This is a genomic window from Erysipelothrix aquatica (assembly GCF_009828775.2).
Lineage (GTDB): Bacteria > Bacillota_I > Bacilli_A > Erysipelotrichales > Erysipelotrichaceae > Erysipelothrix > Erysipelothrix aquatica.
In genome coordinates this window covers 65076-79024 of the sequence record NZ_WTSY02000007.1, presented here as the reverse complement: position 1 = coordinate 79024, position 13949 = coordinate 65076, and the positions used below count along the sequence as shown (strand labels likewise).

The following is a 13949-nucleotide window of genomic DNA, read 5'->3' as shown; positions in this document are numbered from 1 at the left end:
ACCACATTGAAGTTGATTTGGATGGATTTAAAGTGAGTCTTGAAGCACAACGTGAACTCGCACGTTCAAGTCGAACAAAATCTGAGTCAATGGGATCTCAACAGGAAGACATCATGAATTTCAAAGAGTCCAGCGAATTCTTGTATGAAGATCTTGAAACACAGGCAAAAGTGATTGGATTGTTTGTGGATGGTAAACAAGTGACGTCCTTTGAAGGAAAAGGACAGGTTATCTTCGATAAGACAGTATTCTATGCTGAAAGTGGGGGTCAAGTTGCTGATACTGGAGTGCTCACTTCAGGCACAGTCCAGGGTCGTGTCTTAGACGTTAAACGCGCTAATGGTGGGCAGAACCTTCATTTTGTAAATGTAGAAGGAACGCTTGAAGTTGGGCAGGTTCTAACCTTAAAGGTTGACCGAGAACGACGCATCTTAATTCGTAAAAATCACTCCGCAGTTCACCTATTACAAGCTGCGTTGCGTGACATTGTTGGAGATCACGTTACACAAGCGGGATCTTATGTTGATGATCAATACTTCCGTTTTGATTTTACACATTTTGACAAACTCACAGATATGCAGCATAAACAAATCGAAGACCAACTCAATGCATGGATTGCTGCATCCCTTCCAATCATTACAGAAGAGAAACCACTTGAAGAAGCGAAAGCAATGGGAGCGATGGCGCTCTTCTCAGAAAACTATGGCGATGTCGTTCGTGTTGTTTCGATGGGCGATGTTTCAATTGAACTATGTGGAGGAACGCATGCAACAGGAACTGGAGAAATCGGTCTGTTCAAGCTTATTTCCGAAGAAAGTGTTGGTTCAGGGGTTCGTCGTATAACAGGTAAAACAAGTAAAGGTGCATTGGAGGCATATCAAGCTTATGAACAAGAAGTATCTGATTTGCGTGATACTTTACATCTAACACCGCAAAAAACACTGAAAATGAGAATTGATGAGATGGTTGAAGAAATGAAAGACCTTGAAGAAAAGTACGCAGCAATGATTTCAGAAATTATTGCAGTTCAAGCCCAAAACCACATTGTGAGTGCACTGACAAACGAAGCTGGACTATCATTCTCGTGGATTGAATTAGAAGATCAAGATGTTGACTTCGTGAAAGATATGGTTGAACGTGTTCGAAACAGTGTTGATATTGTTGTTGCCGTAAACAAGAAAGAATCATCACTCGTATTTGTTGCTGGAGCAAGCGAAAATGCAATTAAAGCAGGGTTCAAGGCTGGTGATTTAGCAAAACTTGCAGCTGTCACAACTGGCGGAAACGGTGGCGGTCGTCCAAACTTCGCACAAGCTGGTGGTAAAGATTTAAGCAAACTCAGTGATGCGAGAGGCGAAATCTACAATAAAGTAGGGATTATCCTTTAATTTTTCACAGTGATACGATAAAATAGAAACAAAGGATGTGATACAAATGTCTAAAGATAATGTAGCAGAAACAATGGCTTATAATTCTGAAGTAGTTCGTCAAGCAAGAATTAAAGAAATTGTTAAAGAAGTAAAAGAGGCTCTTGACGACCGCGGCTACCAAGCCGTCAGTCAGATATCCGGTTATTTAATCTCAAATGATCCCGCTTATATTTCTTCACACAAAAACGCACGAAATACGATTCAAGAGGTTGAACGTTATGAAATCATTGAAGAACTAGTGCGTTTCTATCTCGAGGAGAAATAATGCTCGGAAAAGCATTAGGATTAGATTTTGGTTCTAAAACATGTGGGGTTGCAATGTCGGATGCGTTAGGAATGTACGCGCACCCAGTTGCAACACTCTATTATAAAGAGTCTATAGACGAACTTAAGGCTCCGCTAGAGGAACTAATTACAAAAGAACGCATTAAAAATATTGCCCTTGGTTACCCCAAAATGATGAACAATGATGTTGGGGACCGTGCGCAATTATCAGAAGATTTTAAAAACACATTAGAAACTTGGTTTAATGTTAAGGTTACGCTTGTGGACGAACGTCTCACGAGTGTTGCGGCAAACCGCGTCCTAATTGACCAAGACATGTCTCGTAAAAAAAGAAAACAAGTAGTCGACCAGTTGGCTGCAGTACAAATTCTGCAGTCATACCTTGATAGACAACGATTCCTGGAGGGAAAATAAAATGAATACAGATGAAAAAACAATCATCGTCATCAATGATGACGGAACAGAACAAGCAATGGATATCCTTTTCACATTCGAAGATGATACATTTAAAAAATCATATGTCCTATACATTAACCCTGAAGATGAGTCAGGTGAGGTATTTGTGTCTAGCTATACACCCGAGGGTGAATTAGAAAGCATTACTGACGAAAAAGAATGGGAAATGATTGAAGAAGTATTCAATGCATTTATCATTAAACATGAAGAAGGACATGACCATGACCATGACCACGATCATGACCACGATCATGACCACGACCACGATCACGATCATCATCACGATCATGACCATGACCATGATCATAGTCATGAACACTAGGTCAAAAACAGCAATTAAAGTAATAGCAGCCGTTGTAAGTTTACTTGTAGCGGCTGGTGTTATGTTCGCTGTTCTCTACAACATAAATACTAAACCTGTGGCATCATCCACTGACCCAATATTATTCCAAATAAAAGAAGGAGAATTTCAGAAAGAAGTTCTTAGTAATTTAGAAGAGCAAGGAATCATCAAATCATCATTCTTTGCAAATATTCAAGCGAAGGTGTCCGGTTATGGCGATACATTCCAAGGAAACTTTGAACTTGATAAAGCATGGAGTACTAAAGAAATTCTCGAATACCTAAGCGACGAAACCAATGCTGCCCCTGACGAAGTAAATATCATGCTCGTTGAAGGTAGTTGGGCGAAAGATATGGCTAAGAAAATTTCACAACATACTACAGCATCTCAAGAAAAATTACTTGAATTATGGAATGATAAAGAATACATTGCGCGTTTAATGGAATACTATGAGGTGCTACCTGTAGAATTATTAAACAATAAAGATGCGCGTGTTTTATTAGAAGGATATTTGTATCCAAATACTTATACATTTAATATCGAAGCGAGTGAAAAAGAAATCACAGAGTTACTTGTTGCAAATGCAGATCTTCAGTATCAAAAATATAAAGACCGCATCGAAAAAACAGGGCTCACACCATATCAACTCACAACGCTTGCATCGATTGTTGAATACGAAGCAAGTACTGAAGAAGATATGCGAATGGTCGCGGGTGTCTTCATGAACCGTTTGAAACAAGATATTAAATTGGAATCAAGTGTTACCGTTTGTTATGCGCTCTACGATTTTAAAAATTGGGAAGATTGCGAATCAGAACAACCAGACTCACCTTACAACACGTACTTGAATCAAGGGTTGCCACCTGGGCCAATTCTAAATCCATCAATCAAAGCTATTGAAGCAACATTAGATTATGCTGAACATGATTATATCTTCTTTATCGCAGATGTTCATGGAGATGGAAAAGTACATTACCAAAAAACATATGAAGAACATGAAGTCGTTCGCAAGGAACTACTTGGATATTAGGAGGAAATATGGACCCAATTGTCATCGGAATTGCCGGAGGAAGTGCTTCTGGAAAGTCTAGTATCGCAAAGAAATTAAAGGAATGTTATAAAGAAACGAATAGTGTCGCAATCATCCGTATGGACGATTATTATAATGACCAAACTGATGTTCCAATGGAACAACGCTTGAATACTAATTATGATCATCCGTTCGCATTTGATATGGAGTTGCTTGTTAGTGATATTCAAAAACTTAAGAATCGAGAAGCCATAAAAAAACCAGTGTACGATTTTATGAACCATACACGCAGTCAATTTTATGAGGACTTGATGCCAAGTGATGTTATTGTTGTTGAAGGTCTTATGACCCTGGACAATGATAGCTTACGTGAAATGTTGGACATTAAAGTGTTTGTCGATACAGAAGCAGATGTTCGTTTCATTAGACGATTGAAACGTGATGTAAATCAACGTGGTCGTGAAATGGATCACGTCATCGAGCAGTATGTAAGTACAGTTCGTGTGATGCATGATCAATTTGTCGAACCATCAAAACGCCATGCAGATATTATTATTCCTGAGGGAGCTCATAATACTGTGGCTATTGATTTGTTAACAACCAAAATAAGTAGTATCATAAATAGTAGTGTGTTATAATTCAAAAACAAGGAGTGATAATATGACAGAAAGAATTCCAGTAACTCAGGAAGGTCTTGATGAGCTGAATCGCGAACTTCGTCATTTAATTGAAGTAGAACGACCAGAAGTAATTGAAGACTTAAAAGCTGCACGTGCACAAGGTGACTTGTCCGAGAATGCTGACTATGATGCAGCTCGTGACCGTCAGGCACGCGTTGAAGCACGCGTACGCGAGCTTGAAGCAACCATTTCGAAAGTCGAAATTATTGATACATCAAGTAAGAAAAAACATAAAACAGTAAGCTTAGGAGCGACTGTAACAATTTTGGATATGGGTATTGACGAAGAAGAGACATTTAATATCGTTGGATCTGTTGAAGCCGATCCAGAAAATGGTAAAATTTCCAACGTTTCACCACTTGCACAAGCAATGCTTGAGGCAGTTGAAGGGGATGTTGTTGAAGTTAATGTTGAAGAACCTTACCAAGTTAAAATTTTAAAAATTAAATAATTAGGATATGTTGCAATACGTACGCACTTAGAAATAGGTGATAGTATGCAACGTATTCTTTTTTTTATTGTTTTAGGTGCAATTGTGGGAACGGGTATTTGGAATGTTTTAGATATAAAGCGAATGCAATCAGTAAGTCATGAAGAGATACAGGTAACTGTGATTTATAATGAAAAAGCTTTTCCTATTAAAATGGAACCTTATGCGACAATGCGCGAATTGCTAACTAAGGTAGAACTAGGGAATGATGTCGACCTCCAAAAGCTAAATCCGGAAAGAATCCTGAGTCATCGAGATGTCATTTCTATACCAGTCAAACAGCAACATACCTTAGTTTCAATTAATCATGCAAATGCATTAGAACTCGAAGCATTACCAGGGGTTGGTCCCAAAATGGCGTTAGATATTATTGACTATCGTGATCAATTTGGTCTTTTTCAAACCTTAGAATCGTTAAAATCAGTAAAGGGAATGGGGCCTAAGAAATTCGAGAAACTTCTTCCTTTTATCGGTTTATAACCTACTCACTAGTCGTATTATGCATCTTTGAGGGAGAAAGAACACTACAAATAATGTTAGTGATGCTTATTGTGATACCGATGTATCGAATCTACTCACATCGGTCATTGCTTTTCATAGCAATAGTTGGATTCTTTTTTCTATCTCGAAATTCACGAACTGTGATATCGCACGTTGCGGGTTATGTTGAACGTATTCAGCCTCACTCAATCACCATTTATGATAACTATCAAGGGTATCGTGTTCTCGGATCCTACGATATCAGTCTTGGCGATATAGTTGAAGTTCAGGGGGATTTTGAATCGATACCGATAACCTCGGAACGCGTAGTTTATAATGTTAATCATGCCAAATTGTCGAAAACAGAAACTTCGGGCGGCATACGATCGTGGATATGGAATCGTGTTAAGAACTCTCCCGTATTGCAGCAAATACTCTACGGTGTCAATAGTGATGGTCATGATTGGCGTGTTCTTGTTTCGGTGTATGTATCTGGCTTTTTACTGCTTTTTTACACATTTTTCCGTAGATGGATTGGGTCGTATCGTGCAGTGCAAATAAATCGATTTTTAAGTTGTGCCATCGCTTTCCTTTTTGGTTTTCGCTTAGCTACAGCGCGATTGGCATTGAAATCATTCTTACCTATTCATGCTCAAATTATTTTAATCTTGACACTGTTTCCAAATAGTCTGTTAACTCCGACATTTATTATGTGTTATGGGGTAGATCTGATTCATGGGATAGGCAGGCATTGGGAACGACTTTTGCCGAAGCTAGTGCGCTTCATATTCTATCAGGCTCTATTTTATCGTAACAATGTGATTGAACACTTATGTTATCGATGGATTCGTTATGTTTATGGGCTTGTTTATGCTTGTGCCATTCTTGCACTTTTCTGTCCGGGAATTGAAAATATTGCACTTTCACTCATGAATGCAATTGAGGCAATCTTAAATAGTGCGTTTACGAATCGTTTTAGTATTGTTGGTGAGTTGCATGGAATGCTTGCAATTGGTTTGATCCTTTCGTATCGAAAAATGAGTCATAAGCAATTCGGTTATACGCTGCTGCTTGTTTCTATATTCATTGTATATAATCCATTCTACCGCGTTACGTTCATCGATGTGGGGCAAGGGGATGCCACTTTAGTCCAGTATCCTTTCAATAGTTACACGACGCTAATTGATACCGGAAAAGAGTCAGCAAAATACAAATTGCTTAAAGCACTAACGCGTCAGGGAGTCGTTGAAATTAACCAACTTGTTATAACGCATCCGGATACTGATCATAATGGAAATCAAGTATTCATAGAACAGAGGTTCCATCTCAAAGCAATAACGAACAAATTAGAGTCAGTGGTCTTAGCTGATACTGTCTTGGACAATCAATCATTTCTGGAAGATAACGAAAACTCTCGAATTTTGGTTCTACCGTACAATGTGCTAGTTACAGGTGACGCATATCAATTGCAAGAAGAGATTATGGCAAGAAATCATCTGATTGGCTGTTTGAGTGTATTAAAACTGGGTCATCATGGGTCAAAGACCTCTACATCGGATATACTGCTAGATACAACACAGCCGAAATACGTTGTTATCAGTTCAAAAAAATCAACATATGGTCATCCACATCAGCAAGTATTAAGAAAGCTACATAATCGGCGTATCCCTTACTTGCATACAGAAACACATGGAGATATAACAATCTATATCAATTCTATTTTTCATGTAGTACTTACAAAGAAACATACATTTGATATAATAGAACCGGTGATAAAATGTTAGATGTAATCTACGGTACTGACCGATTTCAAATTCAGGAACATATAAAACGTATTGAAAATGAACATCGTGGGCAGCACGGTGATTTTGATCTTGTTAAAATTGATATGGCATCAAAAGAATTTCACATCGACCAGCTTGAAGAAGCGGTCATGACGTTCTCGCTCTTTGGTGGTAACAAACTCGTTGTTTTTTCATATCGAGATAAAGAACAGAAAAAAGCTCCAGAAACAGTGCTAATGCAACTTTTGGAACGATCCTCTCTAGAAGTCAGAATCCTCATAATTTTCGATAAAAAACCACTTGCTAAAACAAAAATTAAAAAATTTTTAGATAAGCATGCACAGAACCATGTTCTTGACACTGTCGATGTTGGACTTGTCAATCAACGTATCCGCGATGCGATTAAATCTCAAAATATTCAAATTCAAGAAGCGGCAATTCAACTGCTCGTGCAACGTGTTGAGAATGACCTTGTACAACTTGAATCAGAGCTCGCTAAGCTTAGTGTATTGGGACGTCCTATCACAAAAGAGGATGTCAATATTTTAGTTTCTCGTCCCTTTGAAAGTGAAATGTTTAAATTATCGAATGCTATCTTAGATCGCAATGTTACTGAGGCATTCGCGCTCTATCAAGATTTTCTCGAATTAAAAATGGATCCACTATCACTCATTGGCCTTGTTGCATTCAGTCTTCGACGCATTTATCAAGTGAGCGCACTCTATGAAGCCCATTTAATGGCAAACACCATCAGTGAGATTTTAGAAATATCTTCAAAACAAGCAGCTTTTTTAGTTAGAAATCAAATCCGCGATTCGCAAAGTGTTCTGATGTTGCTTAATATGCTTGCGGAAATTGACCAAAACGTTAAATCAGGGAAAATTGACCAATACATAGCATTCGAACTATTCTTGTTACAAATTAAAAAATAGACAAACAAAAAAGCCGAGATAACGGCTTTTGTGTGTCTATAAATACTATAAGTTAGATAGTATTGATGAGTTTTGCAAGTGTCGATTTTTGACGGCTTACGTAGTTTGGATGATGGATATTACTTGTAATTGATTTATCAAGTAATTCGTTTGCACGGTTGAAATATGCAACCGCGTCGTCTTTGCGTCCTTCTTCAACAGCAACACGAAGATTTGACATTGTAGTACGTAATGACGACTTTTGACGTTTGTTAGCTGCTGTCGCTTTACGTGTCGTCAACACTCGTTTCTTTTGACTTTCAATTTGTGGCATAAACACACCTCCTATGTGGATTAATCATAGCATTTTTCGAAACATAGAAAGTGATAATCCATTGAAAGATATAACTTTTAACTTAGTCACAAAGCATGCTATAATAGCCCTAGGATGTGATAAAATGCGAGTAATATTTATGGGGACGACCCCTTTTTCATGTGTAGTGCTTCAACAACTACTTGATGACAACTACGATGTTGTCGCTGTTGTGACACAACCCGATCGCCCATTTGGACGAAAACGTGAGCTAAAAGCCTCACCAATCAAAGAATTAGCAATCGCAAATAACATTGATGTTTTACAACCTGAACGTATACGAAGTGATTTTCAAGCTGTATTAGATTATGAACCAGATTTAATCATAACCTGTGCTTATGGCCAAATTGTACCAAAGGTAATTCTGGATTATCCGAAATATAAATGTCTGAATGTTCATGCATCATTACTGCCAAAATACCGTGGTGGTGCACCGATACATTGGTCGATTATTCGAGGGGAAGAAGAGACTGGTGTAACACTTATGCTTATGGATGTTGGAATGGATAGTGGTGATATGTTAACATCGCGTGCTGTTCCAATTGAAGCAGATGATACAATGGGCCATGTTGAGGCAAAACTGATGGAAGTATCGAAAGATTTAATTCACATTGACTTAAAACGTTACCTTGATGGAGAGCTTAAGTTTATCCCTCAAGATGCGGACCGTGTAACATTGGCGTACACGATTCAACGAGATGATGAATTTGTCAGTTTCAACAGACCGGTTCAGGACGTTTATAACCATATAAGAGGACTCATTCCATGGCCTGTTGGTTACGGCGTATTCGAAGGGAATACTGTTAAATTTCACGACGTTAGTGTCGAATACAACGCACCGCATGCTGACCCAGGAACCATTCTTGAGGTAAGTGATCGTGGTGTTCGTATTGCCTGCATTGATGGAAGTGTCGTTATTCATAAAATTCAACCGGCAGGGAAACCTGCAATTTCAGCAAAAGATTTTGCGAATGGCATTGGCCGTACATGGAAAGGTAGAACATTTGAATGAACGAAAAATACGAAATCAAAAGAACTCAACTCTTAACACTTATTGCTCTTACGACAGCAGTAATTACTACAACTACAATGATTGTTAAAATTCCAGTACCGCTTTACGGCTACATGAACTTGGGAGATGCAATGATTATGTTATCCGCAATATTACTACCAGTTCGCGGTGCTTTATTTGCGGCAGGAGTTGGATCTGCAATTGCAGATATCTTTTTAGGATATCCCCAATATGCGTTGTTCACATTATTCATTAAGGCGTTTGAAGTTGTAATAATCTTACTACTCAAACGATTCCTATCCACTAAGAAATACGCAGTACCATTTTTTGCTGCTGGATTAGCCATGGCATTATCATATGGAATTGTCGATGCAGTTATTTATCAAAGCCTCGAAGCAGGCATAGCTTCACTAACAATGAACATTCCCCAGGGGCTGATTTCAGCTGGCTTGGCGACGGTTCTGTATCCAAAGTTTAGTAAACTAATTGGGCATATAAGGAGTCTCGATTCATGAATCAAAAAAACATAAGAAACTTCTCAATTATTGCGCATATCGACCATGGGAAATCAACTCTGGCGGACCGTATTTTAGAGAAAACACAAACTGTTGCAACACGCGACATGCAAGAACAATTACTTGACCAACTCGATTTAGAGCGTGAGCGTGGAATAACAATTAAATTAAACTCAGTTCAACTGAGCTATACAGCCAATGATGGGGAAGAGTATATCTTCCATCTCATTGATACACCGGGTCACGTCGACTTTACCTATGAAGTTTCCCGATCACTTGCTGCGTGTGAGGGAGCAATTCTTGTTGTTGATGCAACCCAGGGTATTCAAGCTCAAACATTAGCTAACGCTTACCTTGCAATTGAAAATGATCTAGAAATTATGGTCGTTATCAATAAAGTTGATTTGCCATCTGCAGATCCAGAGCGTGTTAAAAAAGAAATTGAAGATGTCTTAGGCATTGATGCAAGTGATGCGCCATTAATCTCAGCGAAGACAGGCTTAAACATTGATCAAGTGTTGGAAGCAATTGTTGCTAAAATTCCAGCACCGCGCGGTGATCTGAATGCGCCGCTCAAGGCTTTAGTTTTTGATTCAATTTATGATACATATCGTGGCGTTATTGCGTATGTTCGAATTGAAGAAGGAAGCGTAAAAGTAGGCGATGAAATACGCTTTATGCAAACAGGCGCTGTCTTTGAAGTTACTGAATTGGGTATTCGAACGCCAAAAGAAGTGAAGAAGAAAGAACTTGTAACTGGTGAAGTAGGATGGATCGGAGCATCCATCAAATCGATTAAAGATGTTCAAGTTGGAGATACGATAACACTTGATGATAATCCTGCTGCCGAAGCACTTCCAGGATACCGTAAGTTAAACCCAATGGTTTATTGTGGTTTGTATCCAATCGATAGTAAACGTTATACAGATATGCGTGAAGCACTTGAAAAAATGGCTCTTAACGATTCATCGTTAGTTTTTGAACCGGAGACATCACAAGCGTTAGGATTTGGATTCCGATGTGGTTTCCTTGGTCTTTTGCATATGGATGTAATTCAAGAGCGTTTAGAGCGCGAATATCAATTTGATTTAATTGCTACGGCACCATCGGTAGAATTCCATGTCTACTTAACAAATGGGGATATGATGAAAATCGAAAACCCATCTAAAATGCCAATCTCAAACGTAATTGAACGTGTTGAGGAACCATATGTTAAAGCTGAGATAATTGTACCGTCTGAATATGTAGGTTCCGTCATGGAATTATGCCAAAACAAACGCGGAATTTATGTCGATATGCAAGCACTCGATGCGACACGTATGAATATTATCTATCATATGCCACTTGTTGAAATTGTGTTCGATTTCTTTGATCGTCTTAAATCTTCAACACGCGGATATGCATCTTTCGACTATGTATTCATTGGATATCAAGAATCAAAACTTGTGAAAATGGACATCTTACTCAACGGAGAGATTGTGGATGCTTTATCAACAATTGTACACCGTGATTTTGCCCATAATCGTGGTAAAGTAATTACAGAAAAACTGAAACAATTAATTCCAAGACAACAATTTGAAGTGCCCATTCAAGCAGCAATTAATCAAAAAATTATTGCCCGATCAACCATAAAAGCAGTTCGTAAAAACGTTATTGCAAAATGTTATGGTGGGGACATCACCCGTAAGAAGAAACTTCTTGAGAAACAAAAAGAAGGAAAGAAACGCATGAAGCAAGTCGGAAGTGTTGAAATTCCACAAGAAGCCTTTATGTCTGTTCTCTCGATGGATGATGAATAAAGTTCTTAAAGACATACAAAGGATGCGTGAGCACTTTGGTTGGGATCAAACAGATACGATTCCGTTTATGGTCGATTGCATACTTGAGGAAGGCCAAGAACTCAAAGATAGTCTTCAAGAATCGGAGGCTGCATTTGAAAAAGAACTTGCAGATGTCCTTATGTATGCATTATCAATCTGCATCGATAAGCAACTTGATGTCGAAACAATAATCAATGATAAAATCAAAGAGGTGATGCAACGTGAGTACTAAAGCATTGTATGTACATATTCCGTTCTGTGATCATATTTGCGGATATTGTGATTTTACGCGGTTTAAATATGGTCGTAAAATCTCCGATAACTTTATGATTCGCTTGATTCAACAAATCAATGCGCTACCTAATGGTTTAGAAACAATCTATGTTGGTGGTGGAACGCCGACATCGTTAGAGAATGATCAACTGGAAGCACTGCTTCAAGCATTGAAGCCTCATCTAGCAGAAAACTATGAGTGGACTTTTGAAGGAAACCCCGAAAACTTAACGCTAGAAAATGTACAGATGTTGCATGACTATGGTGTAAACAGGATGAGTCTTGGGGTCCAAACTACTAATGATACCTTGTTAGAAGCGATTGGCCGACATCATAAATTTTATGATGTCGAAAAAGGTTTAAATCTCTTACGTCAGGTTGGAATTCAAAATGTTTCATTGGATTTGATGTATGGACTACCTGGGCAAACGATTGAGAGTTTTAAAGAATCAATGAAGGACGTAATTGCCTTGAATCCCGACCACGTTTCAATCTATGCCTTGACAGTTGAACCAAATTCACTATTCGGGCGTCGTGGTGTCAAACAGGTACCGATTGAACTTGAAACGGAGATGTTTCTTTTGTGTATGGAAATCATGAAAGAAGCAGGGTTTGAACAGTATGAGATTTCAAACTTTGCGAAACCGGGCGCTCGTAGCCGTCACAACCAAGTGTATTGGCGTTATGAGGATTTTTACGCACTGGGTCCAGGATCAAGTATGAAAGTGGATGGTTATCGCCGTACATGGTCTGCTCGTCTCGCCAAGTATCTACAAAAAGATGCTTATAAAGAAGAAATTGTCCTTACACGTGAAGACGAATATTTTGAGTTTATGATGATGGGATTACGAATGCGTGATGGCGTTACATTCGCTCGATTTGAATCGCGTTTTGGCATCTCGATGTTTGATATTTTTAAAGACGCGATAGATCAAGGTGTATCTGAAGCGTTACTCACTGTTGAAGATGATCGAATTGTTACGACAGATAATGGATTCATCATGCTTGACGATGTGCTGTTGCCATTCATGGATATTCTGAACGACTAACCACAGTTCATTTCAAAATCAGTAAAAAAAAGTAGATTTGTCTTAGACAGATCTACTTTTTTCATATTTAGATAATGACAGGGTTATCTTAAATCCTTAAGATAGTAATCAATGATTACTTGGGTTCCAAAATTATCATACCCATTTCGCGAAAGAATTTCATAGATTTCTGTAATTCCTTCGGTAATAGGGAGTCGTAAATCACCTTTCTCAGACATCACAAGTTTAAGGTCTTTCAAAAAGTGTTTTACATAAAATCCAGGTTCGAAATCCTTTACAATCATTTTCGGACCGTTATTTGCACCTTGCCAAGAGTCTGCTGATCCGCCCGTAATAACTTGTAACATAGCATCAAGGTTTAACCCTTTGATTTCGGCATATCGCAGTGATTCCGCTGCACCGCCAATGGCTCCTGCGATAGCAACTTGATTTGCGAGTTTGGCATGTTGCCCACTACCCGCAGGCCCCATATAGGTGATTGTTTTACCCATGATTTCAAGTAACGGTTTAATTGTATTAAACACATCTTGATCAGCACCAACCATAATTGATAGCGTTGCATTGATTGCTCCTAAATCTCCGCCGGTAACTGGAGCATCCACAACTTTAAATCCTCGAGTTGCACCTTCTTCATACAATGCTTTTGCAAGTGAAGGGGAAGATGTGGTCATATCGACAAGAATAGATTGTGGGTTAGCGTGATTCATCACTTCGTGAATCACAGCGTCGACATCGGTTGGATATCCAACGATTGAAAAAATTACATCGGCACCGCGAACAACCGCTTCAATCGTTTCATGTGCTGTCACTTCGGGTTCTAAACGTTTAGCCTTTTCAAAAGTTCTATTGTAAACATGAACATCGTGTCCTGCTTTCGCAAGGTGCTTCGCCATGGGAGCGCCCATAACACCAGTTCCAATCCAAGCAATTTTCATAACAATTACCTCCTGTTAATATTATAGCATTGATTTATGGTACCATTACAACATAGAATAAAGATAAAGACATCGAAAGGGAT

Annotated in this window: 17 protein-coding genes; 15 read left to right on the top strand and 2 right to left on the bottom strand. The window is 38.7% G+C overall.

Features of this window, described 5'->3' with window-relative positions:
• The 10 genes from GVV20_RS03505 to holA form a co-directional block, all read left to right on the top strand.
• On the top strand, window positions 1-1388 hold a 1388-nt coding region (locus tag GVV20_RS03505), incomplete at its 5' end, for an alanine--tRNA ligase-related protein (protein WP_250690170.1).
• 46 nt (window positions 1389-1434) lie between these two features.
• Entirely contained in the window at window positions 1435-1695 is a 261-nt protein-coding gene (locus GVV20_RS03500) for an IreB family regulatory phosphoprotein (protein ID WP_159638146.1), read from the top strand.
• On the top strand, window positions 1695-2129 hold the full coding sequence (ruvX, locus tag GVV20_RS03495) for a Holliday junction resolvase RuvX (protein WP_159638148.1): 435 nt from the start codon (window positions 1695-1697) through the stop codon (window positions 2127-2129). The genes GVV20_RS03500 and ruvX overlap by 1 nt, the downstream gene beginning before the upstream one ends.
• A gap of 1 nt (window position 2130) precedes the next feature.
• The gene (locus GVV20_RS03490) at window positions 2131-2493 is read left to right on the top strand and encodes a DUF1292 domain-containing protein (RefSeq protein WP_159740678.1); all 363 of its coding nucleotides are present in this window, start codon (window positions 2131-2133) and stop codon (window positions 2491-2493) included.
• On the top strand, window positions 2483-3544 hold the full coding sequence (mltG, locus tag GVV20_RS03485) for an endolytic transglycosylase MltG (protein WP_159740677.1): 1062 nt from the start codon (window positions 2483-2485) through the stop codon (window positions 3542-3544). Before GVV20_RS03490 ends, mltG begins: the two co-directional genes overlap by 11 nt.
• A gap of 8 nt (window positions 3545-3552) precedes the next feature.
• Window positions 3553-4182: a uridine kinase gene (gene udk / locus GVV20_RS03480; protein ID WP_159638154.1), complete on the top strand. Its 630-nt coding sequence runs from the start codon at window positions 3553-3555 to the stop codon at window positions 4180-4182.
• 22 nt (window positions 4183-4204) lie between these two features.
• A complete protein-coding gene (gene greA, locus GVV20_RS03475; RefSeq protein WP_159648646.1) occupies window positions 4205-4675 on the top strand; it encodes a transcription elongation factor GreA in 471 nt (156 codons plus the stop codon).
• Window positions 4676-4720: 45 nt separating this feature from the next.
• Window positions 4721-5194: a ComEA family DNA-binding protein gene (locus GVV20_RS03470; protein ID WP_159740676.1), complete on the top strand. Its 474-nt coding sequence runs from the start codon at window positions 4721-4723 to the stop codon at window positions 5192-5194.
• Between the two features lie 80 nt (window positions 5195-5274).
• Window positions 5275-6978: a ComEC/Rec2 family competence protein gene (locus GVV20_RS03465; protein ID WP_159740675.1), complete on the top strand. Its 1704-nt coding sequence runs from the start codon at window positions 5275-5277 to the stop codon at window positions 6976-6978.
• A complete protein-coding gene (gene holA, locus GVV20_RS03460; RefSeq protein ID WP_159740674.1) occupies window positions 6972-7910 on the top strand; it encodes a DNA polymerase III subunit delta in 939 nt (312 codons plus the stop codon). Before GVV20_RS03465 ends, holA begins: the two co-directional genes overlap by 7 nt.
• A gap of 52 nt (window positions 7911-7962) precedes the next feature.
• Here the strand turns inward: holA and rpsT are convergent, their stop codons facing one another.
• The gene (gene rpsT / locus GVV20_RS03455) at window positions 7963-8223 is read right to left on the bottom strand and encodes a 30S ribosomal protein S20 (RefSeq protein ID WP_159648642.1); all 261 of its coding nucleotides are present in this window, start codon (window positions 8221-8223) and stop codon (window positions 7963-7965) included.
• Window positions 8224-8347: 124 nt separating this feature from the next.
• On the opposite strand from rpsT, the gene fmt reads away from it, so the two are divergent.
• From fmt to hemW, 5 genes are read left to right on the top strand one after another with little or no spacing between them, the layout of a single operon-like run.
• Window positions 8348-9274, top strand: coding sequence for a methionyl-tRNA formyltransferase (fmt, locus tag GVV20_RS03450; RefSeq protein WP_159740673.1), 927 nt, complete (start codon window positions 8348-8350; stop codon window positions 9272-9274).
• On the top strand, window positions 9271-9789 hold the full coding sequence (locus tag GVV20_RS03445; protein WP_159740672.1) for an ECF transporter S component: 519 nt from the start codon (window positions 9271-9273) through the stop codon (window positions 9787-9789). The genes fmt and GVV20_RS03445 overlap by 4 nt, the downstream gene beginning before the upstream one ends.
• Complete coding sequence (gene lepA, locus GVV20_RS03440; RefSeq protein WP_159740671.1) at window positions 9786-11588, top strand: translation elongation factor 4; 1803 nt, start codon at window positions 9786-9788, stop codon at window positions 11586-11588. The genes GVV20_RS03445 and lepA overlap by 4 nt, the downstream gene beginning before the upstream one ends.
• Window positions 11581-11841, top strand: coding sequence for a MazG nucleotide pyrophosphohydrolase domain-containing protein (locus GVV20_RS03435; protein ID WP_236261790.1), 261 nt, complete (start codon window positions 11581-11583; stop codon window positions 11839-11841). Before lepA ends, GVV20_RS03435 begins: the two co-directional genes overlap by 8 nt.
• Window positions 11831-12931: a radical SAM family heme chaperone HemW gene (hemW, locus tag GVV20_RS03430; protein WP_159740670.1), complete on the top strand. Its 1101-nt coding sequence runs from the start codon at window positions 11831-11833 to the stop codon at window positions 12929-12931. The genes GVV20_RS03435 and hemW overlap by 11 nt, the downstream gene beginning before the upstream one ends.
• Before the next feature lie 83 nt (window positions 12932-13014).
• On the opposite strand, the gene GVV20_RS03425 is transcribed toward hemW, so the two are convergent.
• A complete protein-coding gene (locus tag GVV20_RS03425; protein WP_159740669.1) occupies window positions 13015-13866 on the bottom strand; it encodes an NAD(P)-dependent oxidoreductase in 852 nt (283 codons plus the stop codon).
• Window positions 13867-13949: the final 83 nt, after the last annotated feature.

What these genes read in the sequence shown, in the direction of transcription:
- GVV20_RS03500 (WP_159638146.1), top strand. Translation starts at nt 1,435, where the DNA reads ATGTCTAAAGATAATGTAGCAGAAACAATGGCTTATAATTCTGAAGTA.
- ruvX (WP_159638148.1), top strand. Translation starts at nt 1,695, where the DNA reads ATGCTCGGAAAAGCATTAGGATTAGATTTTGGTTCTAAAACATGTGGG.
- GVV20_RS03490 (WP_159740678.1), top strand. Translation starts at nt 2,131, where the DNA reads ATGAATACAGATGAAAAAACAATCATCGTCATCAATGATGACGGAACA.
- mltG (WP_159740677.1), top strand. Translation starts at nt 2,483, where the DNA reads ATGAACACTAGGTCAAAAACAGCAATTAAAGTAATAGCAGCCGTTGTA.
- udk (WP_159638154.1), top strand. Translation starts at nt 3,553, where the DNA reads ATGGACCCAATTGTCATCGGAATTGCCGGAGGAAGTGCTTCTGGAAAG.
- greA (WP_159648646.1), top strand. Translation starts at nt 4,205, where the DNA reads ATGACAGAAAGAATTCCAGTAACTCAGGAAGGTCTTGATGAGCTGAAT.
- GVV20_RS03470 (WP_159740676.1), top strand. Translation starts at nt 4,721, where the DNA reads ATGCAACGTATTCTTTTTTTTATTGTTTTAGGTGCAATTGTGGGAACG.
- GVV20_RS03465 (WP_159740675.1), top strand. Translation starts at nt 5,275, where the DNA reads ATGTATCGAATCTACTCACATCGGTCATTGCTTTTCATAGCAATAGTT.
- holA (WP_159740674.1), top strand. Translation starts at nt 6,972, where the DNA reads ATGTTAGATGTAATCTACGGTACTGACCGATTTCAAATTCAGGAACAT.
- rpsT (WP_159648642.1), bottom strand. Translation starts at nt 8,223, where the DNA reads ATGCCACAAATTGAAAGTCAAAAGAAACGAGTGTTGACGACACGTAAA.
- fmt (WP_159740673.1), top strand. Translation starts at nt 8,348, where the DNA reads ATGCGAGTAATATTTATGGGGACGACCCCTTTTTCATGTGTAGTGCTT.
- GVV20_RS03445 (WP_159740672.1), top strand. Translation starts at nt 9,271, where the DNA reads ATGAACGAAAAATACGAAATCAAAAGAACTCAACTCTTAACACTTATT.
- lepA (WP_159740671.1), top strand. Translation starts at nt 9,786, where the DNA reads ATGAATCAAAAAAACATAAGAAACTTCTCAATTATTGCGCATATCGAC.
- GVV20_RS03435 (WP_236261790.1), top strand. Translation starts at nt 11,581, where the DNA reads ATGAATAAAGTTCTTAAAGACATACAAAGGATGCGTGAGCACTTTGGT.
- GVV20_RS03425 (WP_159740669.1), bottom strand. Translation starts at nt 13,866, where the DNA reads ATGAAAATTGCTTGGATTGGAACTGGTGTTATGGGCGCTCCCATGGCG.